Annotated in this window: 1 protein-coding gene; it reads left to right on the top strand. The window is 31.2% G+C overall.

Annotated features, from left to right (window positions below):
• A partial coding sequence (locus FC72_RS10595; RefSeq protein WP_162253534.1) for a DDE-type integrase/transposase/recombinase occupies positions 1-205 on the top strand: 205 nt, incomplete at both ends.

Here is a 205-nt window from a genome sequence, read left to right as displayed (position 1 = left end):
TTTGTCATCAATATTAGACAGCTTTAACAACGAAATAATTGCATATGAAATATCAGATCATCCAGATGAAACCTTAGTTATGAATACTCTCAAACAATTAGATGAATTACCAGAGAATGTAATACTTCACAGCGATCAAGGTTCAACATATACATCAATCAATTTCTGTGATCTATGTAGAGAAAAAGGCATTACCAGAAGTATG

Origin of the sequence: Companilactobacillus tucceti DSM 20183 (genome assembly GCF_001434665.1) — a bacterium.
Lineage (GTDB): Bacteria > Bacillota > Bacilli > Lactobacillales > Lactobacillaceae > Companilactobacillus > Companilactobacillus tucceti.
This window is presented reverse-complemented; position numbering and strand designations above follow the sequence as displayed.